Genomic DNA, 24,952 nt, shown 5'->3' with positions numbered 1-24,952 from the left:
TCACCCGCGCTACGAATTACGAATTCCCCAGCAGCGCATCATACCCCTTCTCGCTGAACGCCAGCAGACAGAACCCGTGCCCGAACGGATCGGCCAACATCGCGATCCGCCCATACGGCGCATCGCACGCCGGCGCTTCCAGGATCGCGCCGGCACTGAGCGCACGCGCGACGGCAGCGTCGACATCGTCGACGATGACGTCGATATGCACCGGCGTCCAGTGCCGCTCGTAGCGGCGGCGATCGCCGCCGGCACCTAACGTGCCGGCCTGCTTGGTCAGGAGATAGACTGGCGCCGGCCAGCCGAGCAGCTCGACGAAGTCGGCGCCGAAGCGGCGGCCGACGGTGAGGCCGAAGGCGGCGGTGTAAAAGCCCGTGGCCTGCGCGACGTCGGGGACGTCGATGTTGAGGAGGAAGGTCATGCCGGACTCGTTGCGCGGTTGCGCAGCAAGCGTAGCCCGGATGGAATGTCAGCGTAATCCGGGATGTTGCCGCATGTCCGGACCCGGATGTCGCTGACATTCCATCCGGGCTACGCACGCCGCACAAAGCGCCTCGCGGACGAGCGGCACCATCGCATCATGCCACTGTTTTGCCCGACGCATCAGAACATTATTCGGCCAAGCCGAAAACACGAGCCTTATCAAGGCCACCTCTACTGTGCATGGGGTTGTTTTCGAGATTCGATGTCTCGGAGGCGTTGAGGCAGCTCAAGTCGCAACGACGACATTGCCTCATGGATCAAGCCGGTCGCCAGGATCGCCGCAACCGCATAGGCTCGCGCCCGTCAACGACTCACGGAGGCATCACCATGAACGGCAACCGCTCTTACGGCGTCCACGTCGAGGGCGCGAAATACGGCGTCGGCTTCGGCTCGGCGCTCGCCATCGCGATCTCCTACACCAACAACCATTCTATTCTGTGGGCGATCATCCACGGCATCCTGGGCTGGTTCTACGTGATCTTCGTCGCGCTGTTTCGGTGATATCGCACCGGTAGCGATCGCAGGCCGCAGCTTTTCCTTGCTTTCCGCGATCCTGCCCCTACGGTCGCGCCGCGAACGAAGCGTGAGACGAGAGAAGGGTTCAACGAGACTTGCCATGACCGACACGATGAAATGCCCCGCCTGCAGCTCCGAGCACGCCTATCAGGACCGCGATCTCTGGGTCTGCCCGGAATGCGGCCATGAATGGAGCGGTGCGGCGGAGGCGGCGGCGGACACCGCGCAGGACGCGGGCGTGCGCGATGCCAACGGCAATGTGCTCGCTGACGGCGACAGCGTCATCGTGATCAAGGATCTCAAGATCAAGGGCTCCTCCTCGGTGGTGAAGGGCGGCACCAAGGTGCGTAACATCCGCCTGCAGGACGCCAGCGACGGCCATGACATCGCCTGCAAGATCGACGGTATCGGCGCGATGAACCTGAAGTCGGAGTTCGTGAAGAAGGCGTAGCTTGCGCTTAGCTTTGCCGCTGCGCCAGATAGAACCCGCAGAGCACCGTCACCAGCCCCGCGGCCTGCAGCATCGTCGGCGGCTCGCCGAGCAGCAGCCAGCCGGTGAGCAGCGTCAGCGCCGGCACGCAGGCCGGAAACACCGCGGCGCGGGCAACGCCGAGGCGCTGGACCGAGACGGCGTAGAGATAGAGCGCAGCGGGGCCGGCGAGCACGCCCTGCGCCAGCGCCTGGATCGCGTTCTCGGTCACGCCGATCGCCGCAACATGGGCGAGCCCGACGGTTGCGATGTAGACCGGCAGCAGCAGCAGCGACAGCACGCTGATGACCAGCGCGGCCGACACGGCCGAGACGCGCCAGTGGCGCAGAGCTGCGCCGAAGCCGGCGAACATCAATCCGGTGAGCACGAAGATCAAATCGCCGAGCACGCCGTCGGCCCCGATATGGCCGATCGATTCCGCGCCGATCACGCCGAGGCCGCCGACAATGACGACGGCGCCGGCAAGCCGTGAGACGGAGATGTGCTCCTTCAGCACGACCGCCGCGAGCAGCAGGCCGCCCAGCGTCGCGCAGGAGGGCTGGATCACGCTGCCATGGCCGAGCGGCACGAACAGGAAGCCGGTGTAGGAGATCAGCGACATCACGGGACCGCCGAGCACCATCAGCACAAGGCCCCTGCTCCAGCCGATGCCGCAGAGATCGGAGATGCCGGCGCGGAACACCAGCGGCAGGAACGCGATCCCCGACCAGACATAGCGATGCACCAGGAGATCGACCGGCGTGAAGCCGAGCTTGAGGCCATGCCGCGTGGCGGCAAAGCCGAGCGCCCAGAACAGCGCCGCGGCAAGGCCGCAAGTTACGCCGACCAGTGCCGGCGCCGCATCCTTGTTCTGAGATAGAGCGTCGGCGCCGCTCGTCCGCTGATCCATGGACCAAGCCTTATGTCAGCGTGTAAATCGGCTCAACCCACGCCGCTGCAGGGCTGGCACGCAACGATGATTGTGGGGCCCACGCATCACGCCTCCTGTTCGAACACCATCCGCCACCCCTTGCGCGTATCCATGTATTCCCGCACCTGCCGGATCCGGTCGCCCGTCACCGTGAACACGAAGCAATAATCGTTCTCATAGGGCTTGCCGCCGGGCAATGTGGCGCGCATCCGTTCCTCCACGATCACGACGTCGCCGTCGGCATAGACGCCGCGGAACGCGATATCGATGTTCGAGAACATCTTGTGCATCTCCTGCGCGATGAAGCGCGCGATCTGGTGCGGTCCGGCCATATGGTCGGTGTGATCGAGCGCGACGGCCGTGGCATTGCCCTTCGGCGCGATCCATTCGGCGTCGTCGGTGAATAATGCGGCGATGCGCTCGGCATCGCGCGACGAAAAGATCTTCCACGCGTTCAGGACGATACCTTTTGCGCTCGACATGATGCGTTCCCTCGTTTTCCTTGAGGGTCGCCTTCTAGGCCGCGATGCGCCTTGCAGCTCGCCACAATCGGACTCGGTCATCCCGCAGCCCTTCCGCCGCTGCCGTCATGCGTTATGATCCGGCCATGCTGAGCTTCGATGTCTGCAACGCAGCGCGCCTGCGCCGCGACCCCCGGTATGACGGCCGCTTCTTCACGGCGGTGAAGACCACGGGCATCTATTGCCGCCCGGTCTGTCCGGCCAAGCAGCCGCTGACGCGCAACGTCGCCTATTATCCGACGGCGGCGGCGGCCGAGGCCGCCGGCTTCCGGCCCTGCCTGCGCTGCCGGCCCGAGACTGCGCCGTTCTGCCCGGCCTGGAACGGCACGCGCTCCACGGTGGCGCGGGCCATGAAGCTCATCGATGACGGCGCGCTCGACGAAGGCTCGGTGGTCGATCTGGCAATGCGGCTCGGCATCTCCTCGCGTCATCTGGCGCGCCTGTTCGAGCGCCACGTCGGCGCCACGCCGCAGCAGCTCGCCGGGACGCTGCGGGTCCAGCGCGCCAAGCGCCTGCTCGACGCCGGCGACGACAGCATGACCGATATCGCATTCCAGGCCGGCTTCGGCAGCCTGCGCAGATTCAACGCCGCCTTCGCCGAACTCTACGGCCGCTCGCCGTCAAGCCTGCGCGCGCGAAGAGCTTAGCGCGCCGCTGGAAGTCGCTCAGAAAAATCCGGGGCTGAGATCGAGGCCGTAGGTCAGGCTCAGCACGAACACGAACAAAGCGGCGGCGGCGAACAAAGCTGTCTGCTTGAGAATGAACGCACGCGGCGACGTGGTGGCGGCAACGACTTTCTGCGCAACGGGCATAATGGCCTCCATTATGATTTCAAAATTGGCCGCCACAATGCGGCGGCCGCATCAAGCAACGCGACGTGCAAAGCAACTGTTAAAAGGATCAAGCCCGTTATGAACGGGCATACATCACCGGCACATTCACGCGAACTTGTTCGCGGCCGGATTCTCAATCAGCGCATCGGTGTCAATTCATCGTGCCGAGACATTTGCACGATGCGCGGGCAGCGTCGATTTCGATCAATTGGTGCAGATGGGTCCCGCCTCTCCGCGGAACCCATCTGCCGTTCACGATGGCAGTTTAGTGGGCCACGCCAACGGTCGCGGTCTTCACCTTGCGAGGGCTGAGCACCTTCGCCTGGTGGACCGAGGCCAGCGTGGTCGGCGCAGCGGTCTGCTGCTCGACACGCGCGGCGCCGAGGACGCGAACCTGCAAGGGCGAGACCGGAAATCCATTGGTCTCGTAAGTCGGCAGTTCGGCGGCGAAAGCCGCGGTGCTGCCCGCGATCGTCAGGATGGCGGCGGCGATCGACAGAGTCTTCTTGTTCATTGGTGATGCTCCTGAGTGGAAGAGTCGGAGCATATTTAGGTGCGTTTTGCTGCGTCGCGACATGTTTTATTGCATTGCAACATAGCGTGCTGTGCATGGCGATATGTTTAATGCGTACAAGGCGTTGGCCGAATCACCGCCCGCCGCGACATGACGGATTTATGGACGGTGCTCAGCCACCGAGCACATTGCCCCAGCCATCGAAGAGATAGGCCTTCCAGGCCACGGTTCCGTCCTCGCCCGGGCGGCTGGCCTGGCGGTAATCGTCGGCCTGGTCAGCGGTCCAGGTGATGATCGTGTCCGTAATGCGATCGTGCAGAATGGCGGGCTCGGTGGGATCGAAAGCGTCCATGGGACGAAGCGAGGAATGCGTCATGGCCGACCAAACGCGCCAGCCGCAACAAAGTTGCGGCAACGCATCGGACAAGACGCCCTCATCAAGACGGTGATTCCGCCCCACACTCCGTCATCGATGCCGTGGCACGACGCCCTATTTCAAGGCGGTCGCCAGCGCTTGCAGCTTTGCGACGAGATTGGTGCCGAGCGCATAGATGATCTCGATGATCGCGAGCGCGATGCCGGCTGCGATCAGGCCGTATTCGATCGCGGTGGCGCCGGATTCCTCGGCGACGAATTCAGCCCATTTGCATTTCAACTTCACAATCGTGTCCTTCCCAACTCTGCCGGAACGGCCGGTAGGCGAGAAATGCACGATCACAATCCAAGATTGAGTGACTTCGATCGCTTCAAGTCGACGACAATGAACGCCGCATTTGCTGGCGATTCCGTTGAAAACCGCAGTGGGAACTCGCGTTGCAGCTTGGCAACACCTCCGCGAAAAGCCCGATTTCGCCGAATTACGCCATTGCGTCGCCACACGGTCCTCCGAACAATCGAGGTGCTGCGTGCCTTTCCGTGCAAGACTGTTTTTGCATCATGACTGTTCCGACAAAGCGTGTCCGAACAGAACCGTTTGGAGGCAGGGATCATGAACGATCGGCGGTCTCTTCTGGTGGCGGTGGCGTGCCCCTCGGCCGTTCTCGCCGGCTGGCTGGCACTTTCCTTCTCCGCCTATGCCCCTGCCCTCATCGAGAACAGCGGCGCCAATGCGGCTGCCGTGTCGCGCGCGAAAGATCTCAGCTGGCTCGACCTCGCCGACGTCCCGCACGCTGCGACGATCGAGGACGGCATCGCCTTGACTGCCGACATCGCAGCTGCCGTCGCTGCGGCACCGGCCCCGACGATCACTGAAGCGGTGCCCGAGCTTCCCGCCGTCAAGCTCGCCTCGGCAGATCCGGCGCTGATCCTTCCGACGGAGACGCCGCCCGCGCCGCAGATATCGCCTGAACCAGAGCCCGCCATCAACGAGCCTGCCCCAGTTGCAGCGCCGGCGCCCGTCAAGCTCGCATCTGCCGATCCCACCGAGATCGTGACGACCGACGCGCTGTCCCCCGCGGCGATCGCGAGCGGCCCCGTCACGCCTGCGAGCAAGGCATCACCGCCCGCCGACACCGTCGCCGTGCTGGACGAATGCTTCGTCATGGATGCCTGCATCGACCGCTATCTCTGGGCGCTCTATCAGCGCACTGCAAAAGAGGACTCGATCAAGGTCCAGGAGCGCCGCGCCGTCACTGTCAAGCGCAAGGGCAAGACGGTCACGGTGATGCGCAGCTTCACCAAGCTGGTCGACCAGGATTTCACCTGGAAGGATCCAAAGGCCGCCGAGCACGCCGGCATGTCGATGATGGACTACGTCATCGGCGGCATGGACAAGAGCTTCAAGCGGAAGCTGTTCCGCACGCTGCTCGCCGCGGAAGCCGCCGGACTCTCGCCCGGCATCACCAGCGCGTTCCGTGACGATTATCGCCAGTCGATCGCGAGCGGCCTGAAGGCCGCCTCCGACCGCTCCTATCACGGCGGCAGCACGCGCGGCGGCTACGGCCATGGTATGGCGGCGGATATTGTCAGCACCCAGGGCAATAACCGCGCGCAGCGCTGGGTCTCGACGGAAATTCTGTGGAAGTGGGTCGACGCCAACGGCAAGGCCTACGGCATCGGCCGGCCCTATCTCGGCCGCGATCCGCCGCATGTCGGCCCGGTCGACGGCGCTGAATACATCTCGAAGCGCGGCACGGGTGAGCGCAAGGAAGTCGCCAGCGCCAAATCGAAGAAGACGCGGACTGTTGCGAGCGCCAAGCCGTCAAGGGCCCAAAAGGCACAAGCCGCGCGTGAGCAAAAGAGCCCGGCCAAGCCGCAGAAATCGGCGCAATCGACCGGTAAGCGCGCGACCTGAGACCTACGGCTGGTGTCCCGGCGTCGGCAGCGGCACGAGCCGCATCTCAGCTGTGCCGGCGTCCTGCGTGCGCACGAGCACCGCAAAGATGGTCTCGACCGCAAGCCGCACCGCGGCCTCCGTCGCCTGGCCCTTGGCCAGATGCGCGGCGATCAGGCCGGTGAGGAGATCACCGGTGCCGTAGGGACGGATCGGCAGGCGCAGCGTCGCAAAGCGCGACAATTGCCCGTCGGCGCACAGGATCGTCTCCACTTGCCCTTCGGGCGTATCGGTGAGCGTGCAGCCGGTGGCGACGATCTCGATGCGGCGGGTCCCCGCCAGCGCCGCACACGCAACGCGCAGTCCCTCCGCACCCGCGATCGTGAGACCTGAGAGCAGCTCGAGCTCGAACTGGTTCGGCGTCGCCAGATTTGCGGCCGGCAGCAGTCGGTGCCGGACAACGTCCAAAATGCCGTCGGCGACATAGACGCGGCCATCATCGCCGATCACGGGATCGCAGAGATAGACGAGCTTGGAATTCCGCGTGAGCGCCCGCTCGACGAAATCGGCGATGACAGCGGCGTTGCCCGGCGAGCCGAGATAGCCGGTGACGAGCACCGCGGCCTCGTCGACCAGACCGCGCTCCTCGACGCCCTCAAGGAGATCGGCGACGAGCTCGGTCTCCAGCACCCGCCCGCGCAGACTCGGATAGCGCGGATGGTTGGACAGCAGCGTCGTCGGCACCGCCGCAACGTTCACGCCCTCCGCCTGAATGGCATAGGCGGCCGCGCTGTTGCCGACATGGCCGTGGACCACCTGGCTTTGAATGGAGATCACGAGCATGAAAGAGGTCCGTAAGGTCAAACGTCGTGTGTGGCAAGAGTAGCTTCAGCGTCGCGCCAACTTACCGAGGTAAGCACAGAACATGTCGGCCAACCCGTCGGCATGACGCGCGATCTCGGCCTCGCTGCGCGGCATTTCCGAAAACCGCTTGCCGACCTCGCTCAGCGTCGTCTTGATCAGTTCGCCGGCAAGCGCGCGGGTCGCCTCGGAAGCTTTGGGCAGCGCCTCCCGCATGAACGCCGCGACGATCCCTCACCGGCGGCCCGCGCGTCCTGCGCCTCGGGCGCGTCGCGATAAAGCGGTGCAGCATCGCTGAGCGCGCCGCGGATCGCGGCCTCCTCGCACTCGGACAGAATGAAGGCGTGGACCAGCGCGCGCAGCCGCGCCGGCGGTCGCTTCACCCGGTCTTCGAGGATGCCGCGCAAGAGGTCGCTCGTGCGCCGCCACTCGTCGCTCTGGAGACGGAATAGGATCGCGGCCTTGTTCGGAAAATATTGGTAGAGCGAGCCGACGCTCACCCCGGCCCGCTCCGCCACCCGCGCCGTGGTGAAACGCTGCGCGCCCTCCTTCGCCAGGACCTGAACAGCGGCATCGAGAATGGCCGCGACAAGCTCGCTGGAGCGGGCCTGTTGCGGCTGCTTTCGTGAGGAAATTGAACGGCTTCGACGCTCGGCCATGGCTCACTCAGGCAATGCGAATAGGAAATGCGATGAATTAGTCGTATTTCACTCGGCACGCAAGGACGCGCTTCTTCGCCAACTCTGGAGACCTCGAATGACCACCCCGACCATCACATCGCTTGCGCCGCTGCTGGACCGCCTGTTCGACGCGGCCGAGGCAGCAAACGGCGCAACGCGCGCCGCCGTCGCAGATTTGTCCGACGCAGACCGGGCGCGCTTGATGCGCAGCAAGACCGAGTATCGCGACCTCTACGGACGCCTGAAGGACGCACCGCTCGCGGTCTCGCGCGAGACAGGCCACCTGCTCTATATGCTGGCACGTAGTTCCCGCGCCAGGGTGATCGTCGAGTTCGGCACGTCGTTCGGCATCTCGACGCTGCACCTTGCCGCCGGCCTGCGCGACAATGGCGGCGGCCACCTCATCACCAGCGAGTTCGAGCCGTCCAAGGCGGCGCGGGCAAGGGAAAACCTCATCGCCGGCGGCTTGATCGATCTGGTCGAAATCCGTGAAGGCGACGCGCTGAAGACGCTCAGCGCCGATCTGCCTGCCACGATCGACCTCGTGCTGCTCGACGGCGCCAAGGCGCTCTATCCGGAGATCCTTGATCTGCTGGAAGGCCATCTCGGACCGGGTGCGATCATCGTCGCCGACAATGCCGACGACAGCCCGGACTATCTGACGCGCGTGCGCGCGCCCGGCAGCGGCTACATGTCCACGCCCTTCGCCGAAGACGTCGAACTCTCCGTGCGGATCAGCTGACACCGGTCGAAACGCCACGAAAATTTTGGAGCCGCCGCGCTATTTGCCACGCGGCGGCTTCATGCTGCGTCACGCGTGTCGCAGCCTCGTCACTCACACGTGATACCTCGTTCGGGCCAAAGCCGGGCCCGGCGTGCTAAACATACCTACCGCGCGGTATCTTTCTATTGCCCCCGCGCCGGAGCTGACCATGACTTCCGCCTTCAATGCCTACGCAGCGCTTGCCCTCGCCATCGTTCTCGAGGTCACGGCCTCCGCCTTCCTGCAACAATCCGCGCAGTTCACCCGCCCGTGGCCCACGCTGGCGATGGTGCTGTTCTATGTCGCCTCGTTCTATGCGCTGTCGGTGGCGATCCGCGTCATCCCCTTGAGCATCGCCTATGCGATCTGGGGCGGGGTCGGCATCATCCTGACGGCAACCGTCTCCTTCGTGCTGTTCCGCCAGATGCTGGACGCCGCGGCCTTCGTCGGCATCGCGTTGATCGTATCCGGGGTCGTGGTCATCAACCTGTTCTCGCAGGCCAGTGTGCATTGATGGCGGAAAGCCGCTACACCCGCGCCAAGCAGCCGGAGCAGGTCCGGCGCGCCCTGCTCGACTGTGCCGCGGCGATCGCCATGGACCACGGCGTCGCCGGCGTCACGGTGCAAGCGGTCGCAGTCGCAGCCGGCGTCACCAAGGGCGGGCTGTTTCACCACTTTGGCAGCAAGCAGGCGCTGATCGAGGGCCTGTTTGCCGACCTGCTCGCGCGCGTCGATGCCGAGATCGACGCCGCGATTGAAGCCGACCCGAAACCAAACGGCAGCTTCACGCGGGCCTATGTGAATGCCGTGTTCACCGGAAAGGCCTTCGGCTTCGCGACCCCATGGGCGGCGTTGAGCATGGTCGTCGTCACCGATCCGCCGCTGCGCCGGCTCTGGAACGACTGGATCAAGGCGCGCCTGAAGCGTCATCGCACGACCGACGACGCGCCCGATCTGCAAATCGTGCGCCTCGCCGCCGACGGCGCATGGCTCTCCTATGTCACGACGGGACAGACGCGGATGAGCGCCGAGCTACGCGCCGTGCACGCACGGCTACTCGCGCAAACCTATCGGCGCAGATAGCAGCCCCGCACGTCCTACTGGCTCTGCACCGGCTTGGGCGGACGCGATGCGGATCGCGCGGGCTTCTTGGCGGGCTTGGTAGCAGCGCGCGGCGGCGGAGTATCGACTGACTCAAGATACGCCGCGAGCGCCTTGGCCGAGTCCGAGCTGGTCGCGTAATGATCCCTGAGAAACCAGGACAGCGTCAGGCTGAAGCGACCCTTGGCAAGGCCGCGCGGACTGCGATGGCAGGTCGCGCAGCCCTCAGCGAAGAGCTTTGCGGGCGGCTTGCCGGCGTCGAGATTTTGCGCGGCGGCGACCGTCACCGTCAGAAGAGCGGCGGCTGCAACGGTCATCACGGGCACGATCCGGTCGCGCCCCGATCGAAACAGCGATCTCAAATGCCGTCCTCTCGCCCGCCCTTCGGTCACGCCGCCGACAGCTGATCGAACTCCGGCGGTGCGTAGGCCTTGCCGTCCTGGTCGGTGATGACGACCCGCCACCCCTCGCTCGCCCACACCTTCGCCTTCGCCACGATGAGCAGCCGGCTCTCTCGGGCGAAACTGTACTTCTCGTTGTCGCGTTCTGCGATCATCTTGTAGGCCAATTCGCATCCCCTTGCGTCGCCCTGCACCCGGCCTTCTCGTGGCAGCGGGCTTTGGCGGCAATTCGCCGGGAGCATGGCAATTTGGTGCCATCCGCAGGCATGGCGCCGATGATCGGCCGGCGGCCGGCGTCGAGCCGTGCCCCGCTGGGATGCGATTCCAACCCATCGCAGGTTTCCCCCTGCGACGACGGAGCCGTCTACCAGCCGTGCTGGGCCATGTCGTGCCGGATCGGCCGCCGGGGCGGCTCGTCACGGCAGCAACGGAACCGATCGTCCCATGGCCGAGCCCCGCTAGTGCACGCGGATGATGTGGGGTCGGCCGAGATCGATCAGCCCCTGCACAGCGGAGAGGCGGTCGTCGAGGGCTGCGATGGTGAGCAGCAGGTTGTTGCGACGCTCGTCGAGCATGCCCATCTCGGCGCCGGTGAGCTTGGTGCTCGTCCGTTCCTTGTGGATCCCTTCGAGGGATTCGCGCAGCCCGGCAATCAGGCCGGTCAGCTGTTTGGCCTCCTTGGTCATCGAACGCTTCGCGACATTTTGGCGGCGCGTCTCCGCCTGGCTCTGTCTCATATCATCCTCCCGTGCCCCGCTGCCCCGAGTGGATGCTTACACCTTTGGGTAGACATGTTACGATCGATGAAATCTGCCCGCGAAGATCTGTCTTAAATTGTAAAGGCCTCGACACGGCAAAGAAAAAGCCCGGCATCAGGGCCGGGCTTTTCTTTGCAAAGCTAGTGCTTCTGATGTCCGCCAGCAGGGCCGCCCGCCGGGGCGCCGCCGCCACGCGGGGCGGCATTAATATGCGGAGCTCCGCCCCCGCCGCCGTGCGGCATGGCAGGCGCGGCCGCGCGCGGCGCAGGCATCTGCGCACGGGCATTCATCGGCGAACCATGGCTCACGCCTGGCTGGGCGACATGGGGCGTCGCGGGACGCGCTGAAGGCGCGGCCGACGCACGCGGCGCTTCGTGCGCACGGGCCGTCGGCTGCGAACGCACCGGAGCGCGGGTTGCGGCCTGCTCGCGCATCATGCGGGCTTGTGCATCACGCGGATTGCGGGTCTGCACATTGGTCCGCTCATGCGCGATGCGCTCACTTGGTCCAACGCGGGCCCGGTCGGGCGTAACCGCAGCGCCGCGCTTGGCGATCGCAGCGTCGCGCCTCGCGATCGTGGCGTCGCGCTTCGCGATCGCCGCGTCGCGCTGTGTGGTCGCGGCGTCACGCGTTGAGATCGCGGCGGCCCCCTTGCCGCGCACACCGCTGCGTTCGAGCGCGATCGCCGCGTCGCGCGTTGCCGCGCGGCCAATGCGGGCCGCGCGCGGATCGATCGTCATCCGCGTCGCGACGCTCTGATGCGAGGTCCAGTAATTATTCCAATAGGCATGGCGTCGATACCAGGGACGTCCCCCATAGTAATTCGACCAATACGAGGTCAGCACGAAGGGAACGACGGGCACATCGATCTCGTCGACATAGTCGGGGAGATAGACGTAGTGATTGCGATAGAGATATTCGAGATATTGCGACGACACCCAGCCGCGATCATCAGAGAAGCTGACGTCGCACCAGGCATTGCCGCGCAGGCAGCCATGGATGTTGACGCGGGCGCCCTCGGGGATACGATCGACCAGGGGAAAGCCCGAGCCCGGCCCGGCGCGCAGGCCGGTCGAGACGGTGACGATGCCCGGCGCGGCCAATGCGGCTGTTGGGACCAACAAAAATGCTGCAACTAAAGCGGTTCTGAACTTCATGGCGCATTCCTCCTTTGAGAGGCGGAACGCGCCAGCGGAACAGGCGTTCCGCGCACGAGGGTCTCATCCGTCGAAAGATTGAAACGCACGCCGCGCGCGGTTCAATATTCATCCGCCGTTCATCGGCACACCGCGTAAGCCGCGCTGGCGGACCGTCAGTTGACCTGCAACATGAACGCGTCGAAGTACGACGCAAGCCCGGCAAAGTCGGAGAGCGGCAGCACGTTCGCGACATACTGGTCCGGCCGCACCACGACCATACAGCCGGCTTTCCGATCGATGCCGCGCATGGCGAAAACGTCCTGCCCGTTCTTGAAGTCTGGACAGAACATCTTCTCGTAGTCGTACAAGCCGTAACGGCCTTTGCTCGGAAGCAACATGGGGGGCATCGCCTCGATCGCGAGTTCTCGATGATCCTGCTGAAACACTGCGCGCAGATCGATCACGCTGTCGATGTCGGAGCTTCGAGTCGTGTATCGGCGGATCGGAGATTTTGGGGATTCTGCGAGAAACTCGCACAATACACGAATGGCCGAGTCCGATGCTGCGGGATTCTCAGCAGGCGAAAACGCGTAGATCCGGAAGCGGCCATCAGCCTGAGCGGCGTGACCGAGATGAACCGGCTTGGCGTCCGCCAGCCGGATCACCAGGGCCGAATGGAAGCGCTTGCCGATGACGAGGCCTTGCGCGAGGTGCTGATGCGAGGCTGCACCGGTGAGAATCGATGGCGTGTAATGTGTCGCCGTGCCCGCGGTGTAGCGGCCATGCCTGACAAAATAGTCCTGCGTCTTGGCAGCATCGGCGCCGCCCGCCTTTGCTGACGAAGCCAAAATCCCCGCCCACTCGCGATCGAAATCGATCAGCTCTTTCGCAACCGCCTGACGCTCCGCCGAATAGGAATGCAGCAGGTGTGGGGCGCACTGCTTCCGGAGGGCGGCGGCAAGCTTCCAGCCGAGATTGAAGGCGTCCTGCATCGAGACGTTCATGCCCTGCCCCGCCTTCGGGCTATGGGTATGGCAGGCATCGCCGGCGATGAAGATGCGCGGCAGGCGCGTTGCGATCTCGGCTTCCGGCACGTCGTCGAACTTGTCGGTGAGACGCTGGCCGATCTCGTAGACCGACCACCAGGCGATCTCCTTCACGTCGAGTGTATGGGGCTTCAGGATCCGCTGCGCTTTCGCAATCACCTCATCGGCGGTGATGTTGCGGCTGGCGACGCGCTCGCCGACATCGAGCTTGGCGAGCTCGACATAGATGCGGACCATGTAGCCGCCTTCGCGCGGAATGATCAGCAGGCTGCCGTCCTTCGCCGATTGGATCAGCGACTTGAAGCGGATGTCCGGAAAATCAGTCACCGCCAGCACGTCCATCACGCCCCAGGCGTGGTTGGCGGAATCGCCGTGCAGCTCGCGCCCGATCGACTTGCGCACGGTGCTGCGCGCGCCATCGCAGCCGACGACATAGCGCGTTTTGATCGTCTCGACCTTGCCCTCGCTTGCGGCATCGACGCGTTCGAGGCGCACGGTCACGGCATGGTCGGCTGGATCTGCAGCCGGATCGACCTCGAGGTCGAGCAGGCGGCGGCTGTAATGAGGCGCGAGCTTGGCTGGCGATTTCCGCATCACGTCGAGAAATCCGTCATGGATGCGCGCCTGGTTGAGGATGACATGCGGGAATTCGGACAGGCCGTCCTCGACGTCCTGCACCCTTCCGCTGCGGACGATGGTCTCGGGCCGCCGCTCGTCCGGCTTCCAGAATGTCGTCTCGTTGACCCAATAGGCCTCCTTCAGCACGCGCTCGCTGAACCCGTAGGCGTGAAACATTTCCACGGTGCGGCAGGCGATACCGTCAGCCTGACCGACCAGCAAGCGATCCGGCTTCTGCTCGACGATGCAGGTCTTGATGTCAGGAAATTGCGCGAGCTGGGCGGCAAGCGTGAGGCCCGCAGGGCCACAGCCGACGATGAGGACATCGACCTCGCCAGGCACGGCGCCCGCCGCGCCCGGGGCCTGAACGCGCTCGGCGGGGTCGACGATGTCAGGGTCGCCCGGCTGAAATCCATTCAGATGGAATTGCATGAGCCTCTCCCGTCAACACTCTGTTTTGATATTGATCAGTATGCTGACTATCAGTATGCTTGTCAACGATCGTACGCCGTCCTGCCTCCGAGGAGAATTCGGTGAAAGACAACAACGACATGCCCGGGCATCTGGCGCGCCGGTTCCAGCAGATCGCCGTCGCGGTGTTCCTGGCCGAGGTCGAGGATGCCGGCTTCGATCTCACGCCGGTGCAGTACGCCGCGCTTGCGACCATCAAGGCCAATCCGGGGCTCGACCAGGTGACGCTTGCAGGGCTGATCGCCTATGACCGCACCACCATCACCGGCGTGATCGACCGCCTCGTGCAGAAGGGACTGGCCGAGCGCCGCGCTTCCAGCCGCGATCGCCGCGCCCGCGAGCTCGAGATCACCGACGAGGGCCGGCGCACGCTGCGCAAGATCACACCGGCCGTGGAATCGGCCCAGCGCATCCTGCTGCGCGGCCTCAGCGCAAAGGAGGGCGAGGATCTGATGCGGCTGCTGCGCAAGGCGATTGCCGCCGGCAACGATCTCAGCCGCGCACCGCTCCGCGAGCTCCAGGCATGATCCGGTATTTTTGTACGTAATTGTCGCAAGACTGCGAAACCAGGAACTAACCTTCGGCTGTTACGGTCGGCAACATTCTGCGCTTAACGCGCGATTAACTTTGCCGGTTCGGGAGGTCAGGATGTTCAAATTCCTCATTGCGGCAGCGGCCATCGCGCTCTCGACCGGTCATGCGCTCGCAAATGGCCATGGCGGCGGCGATGCCCCTCCTCCGCCCAAGCCCGAGGCGACGACCGCACCGGCGAAGGTGGTGCTGACCAAGCAGGGTCCCAAGCTCGTCGATCTCAAGGGCATGACGCTCTATTATTACGAGCGCGACACCACCGGAAAGACGTCGAACTGCAACGGCAAATGCACCGAGAGCTGGATGCCGTTGCCCGCAACGTCCGACGCCAAGGCCATTGGCGACTTCACCGTGATCAGCCGCAACGACGGCAGCAGGATGTGGGCGTACCGCTATCGCCCGCTCTACACCTCGGCCGCCGACAAGACGCCGGGCGACGTCAACGGCAATGCGACGACGCTGCAATGGCGCGTCGCCCGGCCCGGCGAGTAAGCAAAGCCGCCATCATCGTGCCCCCGTGTGCACGATGATCATCTCGCGAGGATTGAGACGCTGGTGTGTGCTTACCCGCGCCAGCGCGCGCCGGTCTCGGCCTGCGCGTTCTGTCCCGGCGGCAGCACCACGACCATCGAATTGAGCTTCACCCGGTCGTAGAGATCGATCACGTCCTCGTTGCGCATCCGGATGCAACCGGACGAGATCGCCTGCCCGATATATTCCGGCTGGTTGGTGCCGTGAATGCGGTAGAGCGTGTCCTTGTTGCCGGAATAGAGATAGATGCCCCGCGCGCCCAGCGGATTGGCAGGACCGCCGGGAACGCGCGCCGGATACGGACCGAGCCGCGCCTGGATATCTGCTGTCGGAACCCAGTCCGGCCATTCCGCCAGGCGGCCGACCCGCGCGACACCGGAGAACGCCATGGCTTCCTCGCCGACCGCAACGCCGTAGCGGATCGCCTTGCCCCCAGGCAGCACGTAATAGAGGTAGCGCGCGTCGGTATCAACCAGGATGGTACCTGGCTGCTCCTTGCGCTGGTAGTCGACGACGTGACGGAGATATTGCTCGGGCACGTTCGCTTGCGCGTAAGGCGTATGCGAAAGCAACTGCCGGTCGCGCGGCGTCATGCTCGCGTCGGTCGACGGCGAAAGCGTTGCCTGCATGCAGCCGCCCAGCGGCAGCAAGGCAACGACGAACAAAGCGATTAAAGATCTTGGCACCGCCGGCCCCCGATAGCGGATAGCAGCGCCCCCAGCATCCCCAGATGCTGCCCAAATCGTGCTGAAAACAAGGCAGCGCGGAACACGTGCGCGTGTTCAACAAAACGGGTTCCATCACCACAAACGGCGGAAGAGCGTCGCAGCATCTCCATCCCCGCGCCTTGCTTTGGTCAAACCCGACTGGACTCGTGCGAGGCTCATCCGGTTGGGATGGACTCACCCCAATAGATCGGCTCGCGCCAATGCGGACGACCAGTATTTCAAGCGCCCGGCCTTCAAACACCGGGCTTCAAAGGAGCTGCGATGCTCGCGACGCTGAACCCCAAGCAAATCGTCGATGAGATCGTGAAGGACACGGTCAAGGACAACGATCCGCACGACGCGATTCAGATTTCGCCCGACATTGTGCTGGCCTCGCGCCCCGTCAGCGTTGCGCCCGCGCTGGCGCCTGACATTGCGACGCGTCCGGAGCCGAAATTCGCGCCGGAGCCCAAAGCCTTGCTCGAGCGCAAGATCTCCATTGAGCCCAAGTTCAGTCCCGTCTCGGAACCGCAGGCGGCGCCCCCGCCCTCTGTCGACACGGCCGTCCGTGTCGCGGCGAGCGATGGTCTCGGTCCGCGAAAGCGATCCGCCGCGGGCAAGTGGCTGCGCGGCGCTTTCGTCACGTTTCTGTTTGCGGGCGGCAGTGCGGCCGCCACCATCGCCTGGGAGAAACACGGCGACACCGCCAAACAGATGCTCGCCGAATGGACACCGGCATTGACGTCGCTGCTGCCGTCGACATCGCAGACCGCGCCGGTCGCTGCCGCGCAGGCCGCACCGCCCGCCGAGCAGGCCGCACCGCCCGCGGAGCAGGTCGCCCCGCCCGTAGCGCAAGCGGCAACCGATCAAACGGCCCAACAATCTGCAACACCACCCGCAATCCAGGTCGCGGCAGCTGCGCCCGCAGCGACGCAGCCCGATACTGCACAGTCAGTGCAAGCGATGACGCGCGACCTCGCCGCGATGGCGCAGCAGATCGACGCGCTCAAGGCCAACATCGCCGAGTTGAAGGCCGGACAGGAGCAGATGGCGCGCGAGATGGCAAAACCGCCTGCGCCGAAACCGGTAGCAGAGGTCAAGCCCGTTGATCCGCGCGCACGCACTGCTGCGGTCCCACCGCGAGCTCCGTCACCGCCGCCGGTTCGCAAACCGAAACCGGTCGTGTCGCACACCTACATGCCGGCCTATTCGCCCGCGCCGCTCGCCGCTCCGCCGCCGCCTTCGCAGGCTGCCGCCGTGCCACCGGCCGCCGCACCTGTTACCACGACTCAAGCCGTCGCCGATGACGATGGACCGATCGTGCGTCCGCCGATGCCGTTGCGCTAGAACTGAAACCGCGCAAGCAGGACGGCGCGCTGCGACAACGTCGCGTATGCTGTCCGAGTCGATGCGATGCGTTGAGTCCGGACAATTACGGACAGCGATTTTTCTCGCTCAAGAGAAAAGGCCGTCGGGATCTATGCCGGCGGCCTTCTCTTGCAGCTGCCGGTTCCCGGAGCCCGGTTCTACTGCAATTCCATGCCTTATGATCGCGCCAACATATTTAATTAAATGTTAAGGTCGTCACACGCTGCACATCATTTCTGCGCCATAAGCACAGAGAGTGCGCGGTCCGTTCATCGGTAGATGTCGACTCAGTGGTACCATCCGACATGTGTTGAGACTTCCATTGAAGCTCATCTCGTCACACCGGGGAATTCGGATGCCGTACTACTCTTTCGATCTTGTGGTTGGTGGAGAGTTCAGGAACCAGGGCGGAATCATCCTCGAAGACATCGAGGTTGCCTCCGATCGCGCCGATCAGCTCGCCACTGAGCTCTCGCAGGTGAAGCCGGAGCTGCAGCAGAAGGGTTGCGCGGTGCGCGTCACCGATCGCGACGACAACGAGCTTTACCGCACGCCGCTCGATCCCGTGCCGGCCTGGCGCCGCTGACTACTCGTCAAGCGCCGGCGGCTCGAACCAGTTTGTCAGCGACAATCCGCCGTCGACGACGAAGGCTGCGCCGGTGACGTAAGCGGAGAGCTTGTTCGACAATACGGTGAGCGCCATCGGCGCAAGGTCATTGGCCTCGCCGAGACGCCCCAGCGGAATGTGCCGCGCCAGCGCGGGGTCCGCAACGAACCCGCCGGCGGCGATCGCGCCGGGCACCAGCGCATTGACGCGGATGTCGTGACGGCCGAACGTCTTGGCCAACTCCTTCACCAGCATCGCCATCGCCGCCTTCGCCGTCGAATAATGCGGCAGGTTGCGCGGCGTGCCCGCATGCAGCGAGGTGAGAAACAGGAACGAGCCCGGCCGCTTCGCCGCGATCAGCCGCTTTGCGAGTTCGCGCGCCAGGTGAAAGCCGGCATCGAGATTGACAGCATGCATCTGCTGCCAGATCTCGCGATCGACCGCGAGCGCATGATCGGCCTCCCGCCGCGACGGCGATGCGCTGTGGACGAAATGCGTGATCTCGCCCAACGCTGCGTCCGCGGCGGCAAGCAGCGCGTCGCACGCGTCGAGCTCCGCGAGATCGCCGACCCAGGGCACCGCCAGCTCGGGCCTCTTGCTCGCGCCGATCGCGCCGCTCACCCGCTCCGCGCTGACGTCGGCGAACACGGTCCGGACGCCCTCGCCGACCAGGGCCTGCGCGATGGCGCGCCCGATGCCGTTGCCCGCGCCGGTGACGAGCGCTGTGTCGCGGGCAGGATCGAATGGCGTGCTGAACAGGCTCATGTCGCTCTCCGAGGCCGGGATACGGGCCACGATAGCGCACCGCGCCGGGGCGCGACAAATTCGTCCCGGCACCATTGCGGAGCAGCCCGCCGGACGCTAGCCTCCCCAAAAAATGGAGGAGATACCAAGGATGCGCTACGGTTTCCTGATGGCTGGCCTGTTGCTGATCGCCGCTCCGGCCCAGGCCGAGGATCACCCACGCTCGACCTATGTGACCCTGGTCCTGCAGGCCTTCGCCGCCAAGGTCGAATGCCCGGGCACGGACGTCGTCTATCAGGATCTCGTGCAGAAGGCGGCGCAGATGAAGCTGCCCGACGGCACCACCGAGAAGGTGCGCAAGGCGATTGCCTGGATGCATACCGGCGGCAAGATGGGCGAGAAGCAGGACGACGATCTGATGGCCGAGGTCGCGGTGGCGACCCAGGCGACAGATTTGAACCAGCGCCGCCTCGGCATGCCTAACTGGTGCGAGGCCCAGAAGACCAACCTTGCCGGCCTGATCCGGGCCAAGGGCGGCTAGCAAGCCGGCTGTCGCGGCGTTAAGCACACCGCGATGGAACCTGCGTTTCGGCCAATAATCGTCACATTCCTCGCCAGCATGCGGGCTCTTTCGCACAGGAGAAGCCCAATGCGGATGACGCATCTCATTGTCGCCGGCGTGCTCGCGGTGAGCGCAGCGCTGACCGCCCCGGCGCAGGCAAAGAACTCCGACGCCCAAAAGGGCGAGGACAAATCGACCTCGTCGTCCTCGTGCAGCGCCTATCAGCAGGCGCCGGACGGTTCGTGGGAACAGCTCCCCTGCAAAGAGGCGGGCGAGCGCGGTCAGCCGCAGACGCAGCATCGATCCCCGTCACGGGGGCCGGATCGCGAGGAACACTGAAGCGTTTATGGCCCAGCGATCAGCTGTGGGCCGGCCCGCGAATGATCTTCATGGCGTCGGCGATGTGACGCCATTCCTTGGCCTCATCGGCCTCGCCGCGGCCCTCGCAGGCCTGGGCCTGCTCAGCGGCCTTCGCAATCGCAGCAAAACCATGCCGTTCGAGCATCTGCCGCGCGACGGTGTGGACCTGGACCTCGGACATCATGGGCGCTCTCCCGTCTGACCAGACCGCAGGCCGCATCGCTCCCGCGGTTGTTCACAACGATTGAGGGCGGGACCTCGTTCCGCACCGTCCCTATGGTCCCAAAACAAAGGCGGCCCGCTATGCCCAGCGGACCGCCTTCTCACCCACCCCAAAGCTGGAGTTCGTCGGCCGCGTCCCCTATGCGACCGCCGCTTTCTTGCGATCGAAGTCGTTGGGCACCTCGATATCGACCTCCAGGGTCGATACGTCGTCGCCACGCTCGAGCCGGACGATGACCTTGGTCGGGTCAAGCGTGACATGCTTGGACACGACGGCGAGAATTTCCTCACGCAGCACCCCGAGCAGATCGGGTTGGCCACGCATTCCGCGTTCATGGGCAAGCAGGATCTGCAGCCGCTCGCGAGCGACGGGTGCAGAGGCCTTTTTGCCGCGGAGAAGCCGAAGCAGACCCATGCTCATGCAGCCCTCCGTCGCAGCAGACGATCCATAAAGCGCTTGCGCTCAGTCGGAACCTGCATCGGCACGGTGTCGCCGCACAGCCGGCGCGCCGCGTCGATATAGGCCCGCGCCGGTGCGCCGTCCGCGTTCGACAGCGTCACCGGTGTGCCGACGTTGGAGGCCTTCAAAACGTCCTGGCTCTCGGGGATGATGCCGAGCAAGGGCGTTGCGAGGATTTCCAGGATGTCGTCGATGGTCAGCATCTCGCCGCGCGCGGCCCGCGAGGGGTCGTAGCGGGTTATGAGAATGTGCTTCTCGACGCGCTCGCCCTTCTCGGCCCGCACCGTCTTGGAATCGAGCATGCCGATGATGCGGTCGGAATCGCGCACCGAAGAGACTTCCGGATTGGTGACGATCACGGCCTCGTCGGCAAAGCGCATCGCCATGGAGGCGCCGCGCTCGATGCCGGCGGGGCTGTCGCAGATCACCCAGTCGAAACGGCTGCGCAGATCGTCGATGACCTTGCCGACGCCCTCTTCCGTCAGCGCATCCTTATCGCGGGTTTGCGAGGCTGGGAGCAGCCAGAGGTTTTCCAGCCGCTTGTCCTTGATCAGCGCCTGCGGCAGCTTTGCAACGCCCTGCACCACGTTGATGAGGTCGAACACGACGCGGCGTTCGGCGCCCATCACGAGGTCGAGGTTGCGCAGGCCGACGTCGAAGTCGACGACGACGACCTTGTCGCCGCGTTGCGCCAACGCGGCCCCCAGCGCGGCGGTCGTCGTGGTCTTGCCGACGCCCCCCTTGCCTGATGTCACGACCAGTACCTTTGCCATTTCTGAAATCTCCTTCTGGTCAGTTCAGCGCGGTAATTCGCATGGTGTTGCCCTGCAGCCAGGCCTGGGCCGGCTTGCCGCGCAGGGCCTCGTCGATATCGTCGGCGGTCTGATAAAACCCATCGATTGCAAGCAGTTCGGCTTCGATCTTCTGGCAATAGATGCGCGCGCTCGTGCGACCGTTCACGCCCGCCATGGCGCGGCCGCGTAGCGCGCCATAGACGTGGATGGAACCGCCGGCGACGACTTCGGCACCCGAGCCGACCGAGCCGAGGATGGTGACGTCGCCTTCGGGAAAGATCACGGTCTGGCCCGATCGAATTGGGTTCTCCAGCAGCAGCGATGTCGGCTTGGCCTCGGACTTCGTCTCGGCCTTCTTCGGCGCGTTCGGCTCGATCACGCAGCTGCGCCCGCCCGAGAGCAGCGGCGGCATCATCGGGGTCAGCCTCGCCTCCTCAACTCCCTCGATGCCGAGCACGCGGATGTTGCGGTCCTGAAGGCTCGTGAGCAGATGGCCGATCCCGGACTGGCTGAGATCGACCGAGGACAGGTCGATCACCACGGGCCGGCCGGCAAAGAAGCCCGGCGAGCGCGCAATGGTGGCGTCGATCTCGTGCAGCCAATCCTGCACCGGGACCGTCGGCGTGAACACGAAAGCCACATAAGAGCGCCCGCGCAGGCGCACCATTTGGCGTTGAGGTTTGACTGCAGCCTCCATATCGGCCGACTCGTTCCCAGTTATTGAATGGTTAACGATGCGGCGGATTTGGTTAACGGCCGGTTAATATCTCCATGGGGTTACGTCGGGGTGGTTAGCTGGCTGGTCGGCGCTCTGGATCCCGTCATCCTGAGGCGCGAGTGGCGCGATGCTCAAGCATCGCGCCGGGAGCCTCGAAGTATGAACGGCCCCCCTGATGCAGCCGGGCCGTCGCCCTTCGAGGGCCGCTGAAGAAGCGGCCGCCTCAGGGTGACGGGACGCAGAGCTGCTCGCAATCACGAGGACCGACGATGAGCCCGCCCCCTACTTCTTCACCTTGCTCGCATCCATCTTGATGCTCGGATCCAGCATCTTCGTCGTGAACGTCGTCGAGACGTCGAACGGCTTCTCCATGCCGAGATAGGTCTGGACCAGCTCATAGTCCTTCTTCATCCGCTCGCCATCGATCCAGCCAAGGCTCTTGGTCGTGGTGAACTCGTCGGTCATCAGGAACTTGATGCGCTCCCACTGGCGCTCCTGGTTCGCTTGGTCGAGACCGGAGACCTGGTCGAGCAGCGCCTTCAGGCACGGCGCGACGTCGGCAACGCAGGCCGCAAAGGCCTTCTGCGTGACGCGCACGAACTCTTCGACGACCTTCGGATTCTTCTGCAAGTAGGCGCCGTTGACGATCAGCGAATTGCCGTAAGGGTTGAGCCCGATGTCCTTCCAGTTGACGTAGCCGAGGTCGGGCCCGAACTCGATCACCTTCAGATCGTGCTCGTTGTAGAAGTCGCTGATGATGTCGACGGTGTGGCTCTTCAATGCCGCGATCTTCGCGGTCGGCCCGACATTGACGAAGCCGACGGCATCGGGCGCAAGCCCGGCGGCCTTGGCGAAAGCCGGCCACATTACGCGCGAGGCATCGCCGGGCGGATTGCCGATCTTGTGGCCGGCGAAATCCTTGACGCCGTTCACGCCGTAGCTCTTCAGCCAGTAGAAGGTTTGCCCGGTATTGGCATAGACGCTCATCACCGCGACGGTGTCGGCGCCCTTGCTCTTGGCCACCAGCATGGTGGCGAGATCGGCGACGCCGAAGGGCGAGCCGCCGGAGCCGACCTTGGCGGCGGAGACGCCGGAGCCCTTGCCGGTCTCGATCGTGAGGTCGATGCCCGCCTTCTCGTACCAGCCCTGCGCCTTGGCGTAATAATACGGCGCGTGATCGGCCGTCGGCGTCCAGTTCAGGATCAGATTGACCGCTTCGCCCGCATGCGCGGGCACCGCAGCCGCACCGAGCATCAGGGTCAAGACCAGGGCCGAGCCCGCCGCCTGCAAACGCTTCATCGCATCTCTCCTCATTGCCGCGACCCGGCTTGTCGCTCTCCCCTTGTGAGGATACCAATGCAACAAGCCCGCCTTCCACTTGTCAACTGTTTGGTTGGAAATGCCCGCAAAACGATCTGGCGACACCGTGCCGCAGCGCCGCGACCCCGTCGCCACCCGCAACAAGCTGCTGACCGCGGCGCGCCTGGAATTTGCCCGGCACGGCTTTGCGGGCGCCCGCGTCGACGAGATCGCCGAGCGCGCGGGCGTCAACAAGCAGCTCGTCTACCATTATTTCGGCGACAAGGACGCGCTCTACCTCGCCGTGCTCGAATGGGTTTATGAGGACATTCGCGAGCAGGAGCGGAAGCTCAATCTCGAAGGCCTGCCGCCGGAGAAGGCGATCCGCAAGCTGATCGAGGCTTCGTTCGACCATCTGGCCGCACACCCTGATTTCATCGTGCTTTTGAACGACGAGAACCGTGGCGGCGCCCGCCACGTCCGCGGCTCGACGCGGCTGGAAGCGATGCACTCCCCGCTGGTGAAGAGCGTCTCCCACATTCTCAACGAGGGGGTGCGCGCGGGCGTGTTCCGCAAGGGCATCGACCCGGTCCAGCTCTATATCTCCATTGCGGGCCTCAGCTATTTCTTCTTCTCCAACACGCCGACCCTGTCGGCGATCTTCGGCAAGGACCTGTCGAGCCGCGCTGCGCGGCGCGCCCGCCGCCGCCATGTCGCCGATCTGGTGCTGCAGTCGCTCCGGCCCTAATCAACCAACTGGTTGAAACTTCCCCGGAAGGCGGCTAGGCTTGCGACCTGCGGCATCGCCGCCGCGCCAACAGGGAGCAATCGGTGACAGCAGACAGCGCACGCGCCTCGCGCAGCTTTGCGATCATCCTGATCGTGCACCTCGCCGTGCTCGTGCTCTGGCAGGGCGCGGTCGATGCCTTCCACGTGCCGAAATTCATCCTGCCCTCGCCGCTGGCGACGGTGCAGACGCTGGGAACCGCGAGCTACGCCTGGGGCGCCAACACGCTGGTGACGGCGGTCGAGATCCTCGGCGGCTTCGCGCTCGGCGCCTTCGTCGGCGTCGCGCTGGCCGTGATCTTCAGCTGGGCGCCGCTGCTGAGCCTCGTGCTGCTGCCGCTGTTCGTAACGCTGAACATGATCCCGAAGGTCGCGCTCGGCCCGCTCTTCATCGTCTGGTTCTCCTACGGCATCATTCCGAACATCCTGATCGCCTTCAGCATCTGCTTCTTTCCGATCCTGCTCACCACCGCGCGAGGCCTGCGCGAGGTCGAGCCGGATCTGCTCGATCTCGTCAAATCGCTGCGCGGCTCGCGCTGGACGTTGTTCCGCAAGATCCAGCTGCCGGGATCGCTGCCTTACGTGTTCTCCGGCATGAAGGTCGGCGCCATCCTGGCGGTCGCCGGCGCCATCGTCGGCGAGTTCATCGCCTCCGAGCGCGGGCTCGGTTACCTCATGATCCAGGTGCAGTCGGCGCTCGACACGCCCGCGATGGTGATGGCCGTCGTGCTGCTGACGCTGCTCGGGGTCGCTCTCTACGGCCTCGTCCTAGTCCTCGAACGCATGTTCGTGGTCGGTGACGCAAGACAAACCTGACAACGGCAGA

The 24,952-nt window shown here is 64.8% G+C and carries 35 protein-coding genes and 1 pseudogene; 15 read left to right on the top strand and 21 right to left on the bottom strand.

Features of this window, described 5'->3' with window-relative positions; all coding sequences use genetic code 11:
- Nucleotides 1-16: 16 nt before the first annotated feature.
- Nucleotides 17-421, bottom strand: a complete 405-nt coding sequence (locus RAD04_RS32885; protein ID WP_461627104.1) for a VOC family protein — start codon at nucleotides 419-421, stop codon at nucleotides 17-19.
- Nucleotides 422-810: 389 nt separating this feature from the next.
- Between RAD04_RS32885 and RAD04_RS32880 the strand changes: the two genes are divergently transcribed.
- Nucleotides 811-984 (top strand): hypothetical protein, encoded by a 174-nt coding sequence (locus RAD04_RS32880; protein WP_461619966.1) that lies wholly within the window; start codon nucleotides 811-813, stop codon nucleotides 982-984.
- Nucleotides 985-1,099: 115 nt separating this feature from the next.
- Entirely contained in the window at nucleotides 1,100-1,450 is a 351-nt protein-coding gene (locus RAD04_RS32875) for a zinc ribbon domain-containing protein YjdM (protein ID WP_461627103.1), read from the top strand.
- 7 nt (nucleotides 1,451-1,457) lie between these two features.
- Here RAD04_RS32875 and RAD04_RS32870 read toward each other — a convergent pair whose 3' ends face one another.
- Together RAD04_RS32870 and RAD04_RS32865 are read right to left on the bottom strand one after the other, a co-directional pair.
- The gene (locus tag RAD04_RS32870; RefSeq protein WP_461627102.1) at nucleotides 1,458-2,378 is read right to left on the bottom strand and encodes a DMT family transporter; all 921 of its coding nucleotides are present in this window, start codon (nucleotides 2,376-2,378) and stop codon (nucleotides 1,458-1,460) included.
- 86 nt (nucleotides 2,379-2,464) lie between these two features.
- Nucleotides 2,465-2,881, bottom strand: coding sequence for a nuclear transport factor 2 family protein (locus RAD04_RS32865; RefSeq protein ID WP_461627101.1), 417 nt, complete (start codon nucleotides 2,879-2,881; stop codon nucleotides 2,465-2,467).
- A 125-nt stretch (nucleotides 2,882-3,006) separates the two neighbouring features.
- Between RAD04_RS32865 and RAD04_RS32860 the strand changes: the two genes are divergently transcribed.
- Nucleotides 3,007-3,567, top strand: coding sequence for a bifunctional transcriptional activator/DNA repair enzyme AdaA (locus tag RAD04_RS32860; protein ID WP_461627100.1), 561 nt, complete (start codon nucleotides 3,007-3,009; stop codon nucleotides 3,565-3,567).
- 18 nt (nucleotides 3,568-3,585) lie between these two features.
- Here RAD04_RS32860 and RAD04_RS32855 read toward each other — a convergent pair whose 3' ends face one another.
- From RAD04_RS32855 to RAD04_RS32840, 4 genes are all read right to left on the bottom strand, one after another.
- On the bottom strand, nucleotides 3,586-3,732 hold the full coding sequence (locus RAD04_RS32855; RefSeq protein WP_162832230.1) for a hypothetical protein: 147 nt from the start codon (nucleotides 3,730-3,732) through the stop codon (nucleotides 3,586-3,588).
- 286 nt (nucleotides 3,733-4,018) lie between these two features.
- Entirely contained in the window at nucleotides 4,019-4,267 is a 249-nt protein-coding gene (locus tag RAD04_RS32850; RefSeq protein WP_461627099.1) for a hypothetical protein, read from the bottom strand.
- 172 nt (nucleotides 4,268-4,439) lie between these two features.
- Nucleotides 4,440-4,694: a hypothetical protein gene (locus RAD04_RS32845; RefSeq protein ID WP_461627098.1), complete on the bottom strand. Its 255-nt coding sequence runs from the start codon at nucleotides 4,692-4,694 to the stop codon at nucleotides 4,440-4,442.
- Between the two features lie 63 nt (nucleotides 4,695-4,757).
- The gene (locus RAD04_RS32840; RefSeq protein ID WP_461627097.1) at nucleotides 4,758-4,928 is read right to left on the bottom strand and encodes a Flp family type IVb pilin; all 171 of its coding nucleotides are present in this window, start codon (nucleotides 4,926-4,928) and stop codon (nucleotides 4,758-4,760) included.
- A gap of 327 nt (nucleotides 4,929-5,255) precedes the next feature.
- On the opposite strand from RAD04_RS32840, the gene RAD04_RS32835 reads away from it, so the two are divergent.
- The gene (locus RAD04_RS32835) at nucleotides 5,256-6,560 is read left to right on the top strand and encodes a hypothetical protein (protein ID WP_461627096.1); all 1,305 of its coding nucleotides are present in this window, start codon (nucleotides 5,256-5,258) and stop codon (nucleotides 6,558-6,560) included.
- Between the two features lie 3 nt (nucleotides 6,561-6,563).
- Here RAD04_RS32835 and pdxY read toward each other — a convergent pair whose 3' ends face one another.
- Both pdxY and RAD04_RS32825 read right to left on the bottom strand, forming a co-directional pair.
- Entirely contained in the window at nucleotides 6,564-7,382 is an 819-nt protein-coding gene (gene pdxY / locus RAD04_RS32830; protein ID WP_461627095.1) for a pyridoxal kinase, read from the bottom strand.
- Nucleotides 7,383-7,427: 45 nt separating this feature from the next.
- Nucleotides 7,428-8,059: pseudogene (locus tag RAD04_RS32825) on the bottom strand (TetR family transcriptional regulator).
- A gap of 97 nt (nucleotides 8,060-8,156) precedes the next feature.
- Between RAD04_RS32825 and RAD04_RS32820 the strand changes: the two are divergent.
- The 3 genes from RAD04_RS32820 (at nucleotide 8,157) to RAD04_RS32810 (ending at nucleotide 9,926) form a co-directional block, all read left to right on the top strand.
- Entirely contained in the window at nucleotides 8,157-8,822 is a 666-nt protein-coding gene (locus RAD04_RS32820; RefSeq protein ID WP_461627094.1) for an O-methyltransferase, read from the top strand.
- A gap of 190 nt (nucleotides 8,823-9,012) precedes the next feature.
- Nucleotides 9,013-9,357, top strand: coding sequence for a DMT family transporter (locus RAD04_RS32815; protein WP_028144892.1), 345 nt, complete (start codon nucleotides 9,013-9,015; stop codon nucleotides 9,355-9,357).
- Nucleotides 9,357-9,926, top strand: a complete 570-nt coding sequence (locus tag RAD04_RS32810) for a TetR family transcriptional regulator (protein ID WP_461627093.1) — start codon at nucleotides 9,357-9,359, stop codon at nucleotides 9,924-9,926. Before RAD04_RS32815 ends, RAD04_RS32810 begins: the two co-directional genes overlap by 1 nt.
- 14 nt (nucleotides 9,927-9,940) lie before the next feature.
- Here the strand turns inward: RAD04_RS32810 and RAD04_RS32805 are convergent, their stop codons facing one another.
- The 5 genes from RAD04_RS32805 to RAD04_RS32785 all read right to left on the bottom strand — a co-directional run bounded on the left by RAD04_RS32805 (nucleotide 9,941) and on the right by RAD04_RS32785 (nucleotide 14,338).
- Nucleotides 9,941-10,261, bottom strand: coding sequence for a hypothetical protein (locus RAD04_RS32805; RefSeq protein WP_461627164.1), 321 nt, complete (start codon nucleotides 10,259-10,261; stop codon nucleotides 9,941-9,943).
- 71 nt (nucleotides 10,262-10,332) lie between these two features.
- Complete coding sequence (locus RAD04_RS32800) at nucleotides 10,333-10,539, bottom strand: hypothetical protein (protein ID WP_028144895.1); 207 nt, start codon at nucleotides 10,537-10,539, stop codon at nucleotides 10,333-10,335.
- Between the two features lie 264 nt (nucleotides 10,540-10,803).
- Nucleotides 10,804-11,031, bottom strand: coding sequence for a hypothetical protein (locus RAD04_RS32795; protein WP_244550826.1), 228 nt, complete (start codon nucleotides 11,029-11,031; stop codon nucleotides 10,804-10,806).
- A 212-nt stretch (nucleotides 11,032-11,243) separates the two neighbouring features.
- Nucleotides 11,244-12,260: an SH3 domain-containing protein gene (locus RAD04_RS32790; protein WP_461627092.1), complete on the bottom strand. Its 1,017-nt coding sequence runs from the start codon at nucleotides 12,258-12,260 to the stop codon at nucleotides 11,244-11,246.
- A 155-nt stretch (nucleotides 12,261-12,415) separates the two neighbouring features.
- Complete coding sequence (locus RAD04_RS32785; RefSeq protein ID WP_461627091.1) at nucleotides 12,416-14,338, bottom strand: FAD-binding monooxygenase; 1,923 nt, start codon at nucleotides 14,336-14,338, stop codon at nucleotides 12,416-12,418.
- 101 nt (nucleotides 14,339-14,439) lie between these two features.
- Here RAD04_RS32785 and RAD04_RS32780 point away from each other — a divergent pair, with 101 nt between their 5' ends.
- Together RAD04_RS32780 and RAD04_RS32775 are read left to right on the top strand one after the other, a co-directional pair.
- Nucleotides 14,440-14,904 carry a MarR family winged helix-turn-helix transcriptional regulator gene (locus tag RAD04_RS32780; RefSeq protein WP_461627090.1) on the top strand — a complete coding sequence of 155 codons (465 nt, stop codon included), beginning with the start codon at nucleotides 14,440-14,442 and terminating at the stop codon, nucleotides 14,902-14,904.
- A gap of 121 nt (nucleotides 14,905-15,025) precedes the next feature.
- Entirely contained in the window at nucleotides 15,026-15,460 is a 435-nt protein-coding gene (locus RAD04_RS32775; protein ID WP_461627089.1) for a COG4315 family predicted lipoprotein, read from the top strand.
- Nucleotides 15,461-15,531: 71 nt separating this feature from the next.
- Here RAD04_RS32775 and RAD04_RS32770 read toward each other — a convergent pair whose 3' ends face one another.
- Nucleotides 15,532-16,128 carry a L,D-transpeptidase gene (locus tag RAD04_RS32770; protein ID WP_461620072.1) on the bottom strand — a complete coding sequence of 199 codons (597 nt, stop codon included), beginning with the start codon at nucleotides 16,126-16,128 and terminating at the stop codon, nucleotides 15,532-15,534.
- Nucleotides 16,129-16,488: 360 nt separating this feature from the next.
- Here RAD04_RS32770 and RAD04_RS32765 point away from each other — a divergent pair, with 360 nt between their 5' ends.
- Nucleotides 16,489-17,553 carry a hypothetical protein gene (locus RAD04_RS32765; RefSeq protein WP_461627088.1) on the top strand — a complete coding sequence of 355 codons (1,065 nt, stop codon included), beginning with the start codon at nucleotides 16,489-16,491 and terminating at the stop codon, nucleotides 17,551-17,553.
- A 376-nt stretch (nucleotides 17,554-17,929) separates the two neighbouring features.
- A complete protein-coding gene (locus RAD04_RS32760) occupies nucleotides 17,930-18,160 on the top strand; it encodes a DUF6894 family protein (RefSeq protein WP_018322949.1) in 231 nt (76 codons plus the stop codon).
- Here the strand turns inward: RAD04_RS32760 and RAD04_RS32755 are convergent, their stop codons facing one another.
- Complete coding sequence (locus RAD04_RS32755) at nucleotides 18,161-18,946, bottom strand: SDR family NAD(P)-dependent oxidoreductase (protein ID WP_461627087.1); 786 nt, start codon at nucleotides 18,944-18,946, stop codon at nucleotides 18,161-18,163.
- Between the two features lie 130 nt (nucleotides 18,947-19,076).
- Between RAD04_RS32755 and RAD04_RS32750 the strand changes: the two genes are divergently transcribed.
- On the top strand, nucleotides 19,077-19,466 hold the full coding sequence (locus RAD04_RS32750; RefSeq protein WP_461619980.1) for a hypothetical protein: 390 nt from the start codon (nucleotides 19,077-19,079) through the stop codon (nucleotides 19,464-19,466).
- A gap of 108 nt (nucleotides 19,467-19,574) precedes the next feature.
- Nucleotides 19,575-19,826: a hypothetical protein gene (locus RAD04_RS32745; RefSeq protein ID WP_461627086.1), complete on the top strand. Its 252-nt coding sequence runs from the start codon at nucleotides 19,575-19,577 to the stop codon at nucleotides 19,824-19,826.
- A gap of 19 nt (nucleotides 19,827-19,845) precedes the next feature.
- Here RAD04_RS32745 and RAD04_RS32740 read toward each other — a convergent pair whose 3' ends face one another.
- The 5 genes from RAD04_RS32740 to RAD04_RS32720 form a co-directional block, all read right to left on the bottom strand.
- Complete coding sequence (locus RAD04_RS32740; RefSeq protein WP_091956924.1) at nucleotides 19,846-20,031, bottom strand: hypothetical protein; 186 nt, start codon at nucleotides 20,029-20,031, stop codon at nucleotides 19,846-19,848.
- A 177-nt stretch (nucleotides 20,032-20,208) separates the two neighbouring features.
- Nucleotides 20,209-20,490, bottom strand: coding sequence for a cell division topological specificity factor MinE (gene minE, locus RAD04_RS32735; protein ID WP_018322944.1), 282 nt, complete (start codon nucleotides 20,488-20,490; stop codon nucleotides 20,209-20,211).
- A complete protein-coding gene (gene minD / locus RAD04_RS32730; protein WP_018322943.1) occupies nucleotides 20,487-21,302 on the bottom strand; it encodes a septum site-determining protein MinD in 816 nt (271 codons plus the stop codon). The genes minE and minD overlap by 4 nt, the downstream gene beginning before the upstream one ends.
- 19 nt (nucleotides 21,303-21,321) lie before the next feature.
- Nucleotides 21,322-22,020 (bottom strand): septum site-determining protein MinC, encoded by a 699-nt coding sequence (minC, locus tag RAD04_RS32725; protein WP_018322942.1) that lies wholly within the window; start codon nucleotides 22,018-22,020, stop codon nucleotides 21,322-21,324.
- A gap of 303 nt (nucleotides 22,021-22,323) precedes the next feature.
- Nucleotides 22,324-23,340 carry an ABC transporter substrate-binding protein gene (locus RAD04_RS32720; RefSeq protein WP_461627085.1) on the bottom strand — a complete coding sequence of 339 codons (1,017 nt, stop codon included), beginning with the start codon at nucleotides 23,338-23,340 and terminating at the stop codon, nucleotides 22,324-22,326.
- 100 nt (nucleotides 23,341-23,440) lie between these two features.
- Here RAD04_RS32720 and RAD04_RS32715 point away from each other — a divergent pair, with 100 nt between their 5' ends.
- Together RAD04_RS32715 and RAD04_RS32710 are read left to right on the top strand one after the other, a co-directional pair.
- Nucleotides 23,441-24,088 carry a TetR family transcriptional regulator gene (locus RAD04_RS32715; RefSeq protein ID WP_461627084.1) on the top strand — a complete coding sequence of 216 codons (648 nt, stop codon included), beginning with the start codon at nucleotides 23,441-23,443 and terminating at the stop codon, nucleotides 24,086-24,088.
- 83 nt (nucleotides 24,089-24,171) lie between these two features.
- Nucleotides 24,172-24,942, top strand: coding sequence for an ABC transporter permease (locus RAD04_RS32710; protein ID WP_461627083.1), 771 nt, complete (start codon nucleotides 24,172-24,174; stop codon nucleotides 24,940-24,942).
- Nucleotides 24,943-24,952: the final 10 nt, after the last annotated feature.

Source organism: Bradyrhizobium sp. 25ACV, assembly GCF_054863005.1.
The sequence above is the reverse complement of the archived record's forward strand: the minus strand, read 5'-3'. Positions and strand labels throughout refer to the sequence as shown.

Coding starts and splice junctions, on each gene's coding strand:
- RAD04_RS32885 (WP_461627104.1), bottom strand. CDS start 421: ATGACCTTCCTCCTCAACATCGACGTCCCCGACGTCGCGCAGGCCACG.
- RAD04_RS32880 (WP_461619966.1), top strand. CDS start 811: ATGAACGGCAACCGCTCTTACGGCGTCCACGTCGAGGGCGCGAAATAC.
- RAD04_RS32875 (WP_461627103.1), top strand. CDS start 1,100: ATGACCGACACGATGAAATGCCCCGCCTGCAGCTCCGAGCACGCCTAT.
- RAD04_RS32870 (WP_461627102.1), bottom strand. CDS start 2,378: ATGGATCAGCGGACGAGCGGCGCCGACGCTCTATCTCAGAACAAGGAT.
- RAD04_RS32865 (WP_461627101.1), bottom strand. CDS start 2,881: ATGTCGAGCGCAAAAGGTATCGTCCTGAACGCGTGGAAGATCTTTTCG.
- RAD04_RS32860 (WP_461627100.1), top strand. CDS start 3,007: ATGCTGAGCTTCGATGTCTGCAACGCAGCGCGCCTGCGCCGCGACCCC.
- RAD04_RS32855 (WP_162832230.1), bottom strand. CDS start 3,732: ATGCCCGTTGCGCAGAAAGTCGTTGCCGCCACCACGTCGCCGCGTGCG.
- RAD04_RS32850 (WP_461627099.1), bottom strand. CDS start 4,267: ATGAACAAGAAGACTCTGTCGATCGCCGCCGCCATCCTGACGATCGCG.
- RAD04_RS32835 (WP_461627096.1), top strand. CDS start 5,256: ATGAACGATCGGCGGTCTCTTCTGGTGGCGGTGGCGTGCCCCTCGGCC.
- pdxY (WP_461627095.1), bottom strand. CDS start 7,382: ATGCTCGTGATCTCCATTCAAAGCCAGGTGGTCCACGGCCATGTCGGC.
- RAD04_RS32820 (WP_461627094.1), top strand. CDS start 8,157: ATGACCACCCCGACCATCACATCGCTTGCGCCGCTGCTGGACCGCCTG.
- RAD04_RS32815 (WP_028144892.1), top strand. CDS start 9,013: ATGACTTCCGCCTTCAATGCCTACGCAGCGCTTGCCCTCGCCATCGTT.
- RAD04_RS32810 (WP_461627093.1), top strand. CDS start 9,357: ATGGCGGAAAGCCGCTACACCCGCGCCAAGCAGCCGGAGCAGGTCCGG.
- RAD04_RS32805 (WP_461627164.1), bottom strand. CDS start 10,261: ATGACCGTTGCAGCCGCCGCTCTTCTGACGGTGACGGTCGCCGCCGCG.
- RAD04_RS32795 (WP_244550826.1), bottom strand. CDS start 11,031: ATGACCAAGGAGGCCAAACAGCTGACCGGCCTGATTGCCGGGCTGCGC.
- RAD04_RS32790 (WP_461627092.1), bottom strand. CDS start 12,260: ATGAAGTTCAGAACCGCTTTAGTTGCAGCATTTTTGTTGGTCCCAACA.
- RAD04_RS32785 (WP_461627091.1), bottom strand. CDS start 14,338: ATGCAATTCCATCTGAATGGATTTCAGCCGGGCGACCCTGACATCGTC.
- RAD04_RS32775 (WP_461627089.1), top strand. CDS start 15,026: ATGTTCAAATTCCTCATTGCGGCAGCGGCCATCGCGCTCTCGACCGGT.
- RAD04_RS32770 (WP_461620072.1), bottom strand. CDS start 16,128: ATGCAGGCAACGCTTTCGCCGTCGACCGACGCGAGCATGACGCCGCGC.
- RAD04_RS32765 (WP_461627088.1), top strand. CDS start 16,489: ATGCTCGCGACGCTGAACCCCAAGCAAATCGTCGATGAGATCGTGAAG.
- RAD04_RS32760 (WP_018322949.1), top strand. CDS start 17,930: ATGCCGTACTACTCTTTCGATCTTGTGGTTGGTGGAGAGTTCAGGAAC.
- RAD04_RS32755 (WP_461627087.1), bottom strand. CDS start 18,946: ATGAGCCTGTTCAGCACGCCATTCGATCCTGCCCGCGACACAGCGCTC.
- RAD04_RS32750 (WP_461619980.1), top strand. CDS start 19,077: ATGCGCTACGGTTTCCTGATGGCTGGCCTGTTGCTGATCGCCGCTCCG.
- RAD04_RS32745 (WP_461627086.1), top strand. CDS start 19,575: ATGCGGATGACGCATCTCATTGTCGCCGGCGTGCTCGCGGTGAGCGCA.
- RAD04_RS32740 (WP_091956924.1), bottom strand. CDS start 20,031: ATGATGTCCGAGGTCCAGGTCCACACCGTCGCGCGGCAGATGCTCGAA.
- minE (WP_018322944.1), bottom strand. CDS start 20,490: ATGAGCATGGGTCTGCTTCGGCTTCTCCGCGGCAAAAAGGCCTCTGCA.
- minD (WP_018322943.1), bottom strand. CDS start 21,302: ATGGCAAAGGTACTGGTCGTGACATCAGGCAAGGGGGGCGTCGGCAAG.
- minC (WP_018322942.1), bottom strand. CDS start 22,020: ATGGAGGCTGCAGTCAAACCTCAACGCCAAATGGTGCGCCTGCGCGGG.
- RAD04_RS32720 (WP_461627085.1), bottom strand. CDS start 23,340: ATGAAGCGTTTGCAGGCGGCGGGCTCGGCCCTGGTCTTGACCCTGATG.
- RAD04_RS32715 (WP_461627084.1), top strand. CDS start 23,441: ATGCCCGCAAAACGATCTGGCGACACCGTGCCGCAGCGCCGCGACCCC.